Origin of the sequence: uncultured Anaerotruncus sp. (genome assembly GCF_902490045.1) — a bacterium.
Lineage (GTDB): Bacteria > Bacillota > Clostridia > Oscillospirales > Ruminococcaceae > Anaerotruncus.
This window is the reverse complement of sequence record NZ_CABUCJ010000137.1, coordinates 1-5,903: the sequence shown is the minus strand read 5'-3', so window position 1 is coordinate 5,903 and position 5,903 is coordinate 1. Positions and strand designations below refer to the sequence as shown.

4 protein-coding genes are annotated in these 5,903 nt (G+C 64.0%); all 4 read right to left on the bottom strand.

The window, feature by feature from the left end:
- Positions 1–128: 128 nt before the first annotated feature.
- Positions 129–1,088 carry an AEC family transporter gene (locus RDM88_RS11340; protein WP_308754947.1) on the bottom strand — a complete coding sequence of 320 codons (960 nt, stop codon included), beginning with the start codon at positions 1,086–1,088 and terminating at the stop codon, positions 129–131.
- Entirely contained in the window at positions 1,085–3,010 is a 1,926-nt protein-coding gene (locus RDM88_RS11335; RefSeq protein WP_308754946.1) for an ABC-F family ATP-binding cassette domain-containing protein, read from the bottom strand. The genes RDM88_RS11340 and RDM88_RS11335 overlap by 4 nt, the downstream gene beginning before the upstream one ends.
- Positions 3,011–3,115: 105 nt before the next feature.
- Positions 3,116–4,444, bottom strand: coding sequence for a DNA recombination protein RmuC (locus RDM88_RS11330; RefSeq protein ID WP_308754945.1), 1,329 nt, complete (start codon positions 4,442–4,444; stop codon positions 3,116–3,118).
- Between the two features lie 1,241 nt (positions 4,445–5,685).
- The coding region (locus tag RDM88_RS11325; RefSeq protein WP_308754944.1) for a hypothetical protein at positions 5,686–5,903 on the bottom strand (218 nt) is incomplete at its 5' end.

Below are 5,903 nucleotides of genomic sequence, written 5' to 3'. Positions count from 1 at the left end.
GCCCCTTGACCCCGCCGCCTTTGAAAAGGCGGGCGAAACGTTTTGTGAAAAGGCGTCGCGAAAATTTTTATCTCACGGTCCGCGGCCGGCCTGAATCAAACGTTTTGAGGGGGTCCGGGGGGAAGCTTTTAAAAAAAGTTCCCCCTGGCCATGGCCCACTGCGCGAGCGAGGCGACGGCCGGGATGGTAAAGATCGAAAGCAGCGTCGACAGGGCGACGAGCTTCGCGCCGTACTGCGCGTCCCCGCCGAAGCGGGTGGGCAGCATGACGGTGGAGATCGCCACCGGGCAGCTCACCGAAATGACCATCGCGAGCACGACGGTGGCCGCGCCGTCGAACCACCCCGGAACTCCCGCGAGCAGCATGACCCCGAGCATGACGAGCGGCAGGCCGACCAGCCGCACGAACGCGGTGAAGTAGAGGCGCAGGTCCCGGAGCGTCTCCCCGACAGCGATGTCGGCGATCAGCACGCCGGTGATGACCATGGGCAGCGGGGTGTTCATGCCCGAGAGGAAGCCGAGAGTGTCGAGCAGCAGCCCGGGCAGGCGGATTTGCAAAAGGTAGAGCAAAACGCCGAGCGACGCGCCGAGCACGCCGGGGGAAAGCAGGATCTCCTTCCAGCGGATCCGGCCGTCCCGCCGCAGGAGCATGACGCCGTGCGACCAGATATAGATGTTGAAGACGCCGATGTAGACGGCGGCGAAGATCATGCTCTCCTCCCCCATCGCGGCGGTCATGAGCGGGATGCCCATGAAGCCGCAGTTGGAGCTGACCGCGCCCAGCCGGGCGACGGCGCTGCGGCCGTCCTCCTCCCCCCGGCGGGGGAAGAGCGGCCTGGTGAGCAGGGCCGCGAGCAGGTGGAACACCACGGTGAGCAGGGCCGACAACGCGAGCGAAGCGGCCATTTCGGGATGGAAATCCCGCTGAAAGACGTTGACGAGCAGCGAGGGGGTGATGACGAAGAGCGCGAAGTTGGAAAACTGCCGCGCCGATTCGACCGATACGATCCCCTTTTTGCGGATGAAAACGCCGATTGCCATGAGCAGGAACATGACGCCCACCTGCCCGGCCAGCTTTTGCGCGATCATTGACGGCCCTCCGTTTCCTCGCAGAGCTCGGAGAGCTCCGCCCATTCCTCCATCAGCGCGGCGAGCGCCGCGCGGTTTTCCTCGATCTGCGCGCACAGCCCGTTCACCCGCTGGTAGTCGCTCGACACCTCCGGGTCCCCGAGCTCCGCCTGCGCCGTGTCGACCGCAAGCTCAAGGTCGGAGATCTCCTGCTCCACCTCGCAGAGCCGCTTTTTGCGCGCCACCTGTTCGGCGCGCTGCTTTTTGGTGCGGTGGAAGGCGTTTTCCGTTTTGGGCTTTTCCTCCCGCACCGCCCGTTCGGGCTGGGCCTCCCGGCGCTTCGCCCGGTAGCTCTCGTAGCCGCCCTCGTACCAGACGAACCCCTGCGGGGTCATCTCGACGATGTGGTCGGGCATCCGGGAGAGCAGGTACCGGTCGTGCGACACGGCCAGGATCGTCCCCTCGTAATCCATCAGCGCCCGGTCGAGCACCTCCTTGGTCGCGAGGTCGAGGTGGTTGGTCGGTTCGTCGAGGAGCAGGACGTTGCCCGCCTCGTACATCATGATGGCGAATTTGAGACGCGCCTTTTCGCCGCCCGACAGCATCCCCACCTGCTTGTAGATCGATTCCCCCGTGAACCGCAGCCCGCCCAGCACGTTGCGCAGGTCCTGCTCGTAGGTCGCGGGGAAGCGGTCCCACAGCTCGCCGATCACCGTTTTCTGCGGGTGCAGGTCGAGCTGTTCCTGCTCGAAGTAGGAGACCTTCGTATTGCGGCCCCACCGCACGCTCCCCGCCTCGGGGCGGATCCTGCCGAGCAGCGCCTTCAAAAAGGTGGACTTCCCCACCCCGTTTGCGCCCACGAGCGCGACCTTCTGCCCCTTGAGCAGGTCGAAGTCCGCCCCCTCGCAGAGCAGCTTTCCGTCCTCCCCCGCGCGCAGCGTCAGCCCCTCGGCGTGAAGCACGTCCTTGACCGGCTCCTGCTCGTACCGGAAGGCCATCTTCACCGGCAGCAGCGGCGCGGGCGGCTTTTTGACCGGCTCCATCCGCTCGAGCATCTTTTCGCGGCTCCTGGCCATCGCCGCGGTGGTCGCGCGCACCTTGTTGCGCGCGATATAATCGGTCAGCTTGGCGACGTTCTGCTGCTGCATCTCATATTCCTTGAGCTGCCGCTCGTAGAGCGCCTCCCGCGTGTGCATGTATTTGGTGTAATTACCCCGGTAGGCAGTCACATGCAGGTTGGCGACCTCCCACATTTTGGAGCAGATCTTGTCCAGGAAGTAGCGGTCGTGCGACACGACGATCAGCGCGCCCTTATATTCCTGCAAGTAGTCCTCCAGCCACTGGAGGGTCGGGAAATCCAGGTGGTTGGTCGGCTCGTCGAGCATGAGCAGCCCCGGCTCGGTGAGCAGCAGCTTGGCGAGCGCGAGGCGGGTCTTTTCCCCGCCCGACAGCGTCCCGCACACCGTGTCCATCTCCCGGTCGGCAAATCCCATGCCGTTTAAGACCGTCTTGATCTTCACGCCGATGTTGTAGCCGTCGTTCGCCTCGAAATAGGCCAGCAGGCCGCCGTATTCCGCCGACAGCCCCGCATATTCCGCCGTCCCGTGGTCGGCGTGCCGCTCCATCTCGGCCGCCAGCTCCCTGATGCGCGCCTGCGCGTCCAGCAGAGGCCGGAACACCGACTGCATCTCCTCATAGATCGTGTTGGCGCTGTCCACGCCGCTGTTCTGGCGCAGGAAACCGAGGGTCAGCCCGCTTTTGACCGCGCGTTCCCCCTCGTCCGGGCTCATATCTCCATTCAGCACATTCAGCAGGGTCGACTTCCCCGCCCCGTTCGCGCCGACAAGACCGATCCGGTCTCCCTCTTCCACCTTGAGGGACGCCCCCATGAAGATGATCCTGTCGGCAAAGATTTTGCTGACGTTGTCCAGTGATAACAGCATCGGTTGACTCCTTTTTATTGACGCCCGCAGGCGGCGCAGACTGCCGCCCTTCCGGGCGGCGGGGATTTTTTTGGATTTGCCGCTCATCGAGCGGCAAACCGAGCCTCATTCCTCGGAGGGGGATCCCCCCTCCTCCAGCAGCGCGGCGGCGGCGGAATCGGGCAGCGCGCTCACCTGCGCGAGGCGGCGCTGGATGGCGCGGGTGCGCACACCGACGAGCTTGTCCAGCTCGCTGTTGGCCTGTTCCAGCCGCTGCTGGGCGGCGCCGAGCACGTCGCCGAACCGCTCGAACTCGGTCTTGACCGCGCCGAGCACCTGCCAGACCTCCCCCGAACGCTTCTGGATTGCAAGGGTCCGGAAGCCCATCTGGAGGCTGTTGAGCAGGGCGGCCATCGTGGTCGGACCGGCGACGCTCACCTTGTAGTCGCGCTGAAGCGGCTCGAGCAGGCCGAGTTGGAGCACCTGGGCGTAAAGCCCCTCGAAGGGCAGGAACATGACCGCGAAATCGGTCGTGCGGGGCGGGTCAAGGTATTTGTCTCGGATATCGCGCGCGAACGCTTTGACGCGCGCGGCCAGCGCGGCGGACGCGGCGGAAATCTCCGCCGGGTCGCCCTGCTCGTAGGCGTCGGTCAGGCGGACATAGGCGTCCGCCGGGAACTTGGCGTCGATCGGCAGGTAGACGGGCTCCTCCCCGTCCCCCGGCAGCACGACCGCGTATTCGACGGGATTGCGGCTGTCGCGGCGGGTGGAAAAATTGGTCTTGTACTGGTCGGGGGACAGGATCTGTTCAAGGATCGCGCCGAGCTGGACCTCCCCGAGCACGCCGCGCGTCTTGACGTTGGAGAGCACCTTCTTGAGATCCCCCACCCCGGATGCGAGGGTCTGCATCTCGCCAAGGCCCTTATAGACCTGCTCGAGCCGTTCGCTCACCAGCTTGAACGACTGGCCGATGCGGCTTTCCAGCGTCTGCTCGAGCTTTTCGTCGACCGTCCTGCGCATCTCCTCGAGCTTTTTGGCGTTGTCCTCCTGAAGGGAGGAAAGCCGGTTTTCCACCGTCGTGCGGATGCCCGAAAGCTGTTCGCCGCTCTGGGTGGTGAAGCTCTGGAACCGCGCGTCGACGCTGCGCATGAGTTCGGCGACCGTCTTTTGCAGGCTGTCCTGCCGCATCCCCAGCTCGCGGGACATCTGCTGCTGGTTGCTCGCCAGCGCCTGCCCGAGCGCGTTCACCGAACGGGTGATGTTCTGCGCGCTCTCCTGCCGCGACTGGCGCGACTCCTCGACGAGGATCCCGCGCAGCCGCTCGAGCTCCTCCCGCATCTGGGCGAGCCCCTGCTCCCCGCGGCGCGGCCGCGCCGCGATCACCGCTGCGGCGATTGCCGCGGCGCACGCCCCCGCGGCCAGAAGCGCGGCGGCCCACAACAGAACCTGATCCATCATATCCCCCTTTACCGGGCGTTCCCGGCCGAATCAAAAAATGCGCCCGCTCCCGGCGGGCCGCAGTGGATGCAAGCATTGCAACGCGGTTATTATAGCATGTTTTCCCTCCGTGGGAAAGGGGGTTCCCGTCCGCTTCTGGAACATTTTGCGGCGTGCCTTCTCCATTTCCCGGCAGAGAAACGGGAGGGGCCGCCTTTCAGGCGGCAGCCCCTCCCGTTTTCCAATACAGTACTTACAGTACCTACAGTACCTACAACCGGATTCTGGCCGGTAAAAAACCCGGAATTTTCCTGATTTGACGGGCGTTTGCGGGGACACGTCCCAAAGGCCGGGGTTGCCGGTTTCGGCTAGTCCCGTGGGCAGTTTCGGGTAGCGCGGTTCCCTGATCCGGCTGGCGGCGTGGGCAGTTCCGGTGAGTCCGCCCCGCGTGCGCGCGTGTTATAATAGAGGTGTGGAAAGGGCTCCGCGCCAAAATTGCATGCGCGTCCGGAATCGGCTGTGCGGGCGCGGTTTCCGGAGCATCCAGGAGCTGGTTTCGGATGCGGGAGGGACGGTACCCAGTTTCGGTGAGTCTCCCCTTTCCTCCCCCGGCCGGGCCGGTCCGCCGGCAGCGGCGGCGCGCCGCAAACCCGGGATTCTTCGCGGCTTGCGGGGTTTTGCCGGAAACTGCGTACCGTTGGAGGACGGCGGCAAAATCAGAAGCAATCGGGAGAAATTGGGAGAAAACGCGGAATAAACCGGGGGCGGTGTTCCAAATGGTACCCAGTTTCGGTGAGCCGGGCACCGTCGCAGGCGGGTCCCGCGCGGCATAGTCCGAAAAACGGTACCCGTTTTCGGGGAGTTATCCAAAACTGCGTACCTTCCGCCGGAAGGCCCGGATATTATACGCAAGGGAATCCCTTTACATCATCCGGGCGGCCATTTCCCAAAAACGGAACGCGGTAAAAACAGGAGAAAATGAAAGGAATCTGGAGAACCGGGCAGGTGACTGCAGATAAAAAAACGGACGGTACCCACTTTCGGATAGTATCATTTCCCGCAAAAATACCGGATGTAATTTTATGGACAGGCCCCCATTCTCCGGTAAAAACAAATCGCATAGAAAACGGAAGGAATCCGGAGAGATCGGGAGAAAATCGCCGATAAAGATGGGGTTTCCTGTGCAACGGTACCCAGTTTCGGTGAGAGGGGACCGTGCGGGGAACCGAAAGAGCTGTAAAACAGATCGGCTTTACAGGTCAGAGCCCCAAAATCTTCCGCAGGATGTCGTTGACCAGCTTGCTGTCGGTCACCTTTTGGGCCACCGCCGCGCGGTGCAGCGCGTCGATGACGGCCGCGTCGAGGTAGAAGGTTTTATTCTTCGCCATGCGCCCCTCGTCCCGCACGATAAATTCGGTGAGGTCGACGGGCGGCGCGGCGGGCTTGGGCTGCCTGGCGGCGCGCGCGCGGGGCGCGG

Excerpts from the sequence above, each read along its gene's own strand:
- RDM88_RS11340 (WP_308754947.1), bottom strand. The coding sequence starts at position 1,088 with ATGATCGCGCAAAAGCTGGCCGGGCAGGTGGGCGTCATGTTCCTGCTC.
- RDM88_RS11335 (WP_308754946.1), bottom strand. The coding sequence starts at position 3,010 with ATGCTGTTATCACTGGACAACGTCAGCAAAATCTTTGCCGACAGGATC.
- RDM88_RS11330 (WP_308754945.1), bottom strand. The coding sequence starts at position 4,444 with ATGGATCAGGTTCTGTTGTGGGCCGCCGCGCTTCTGGCCGCGGGGGCG.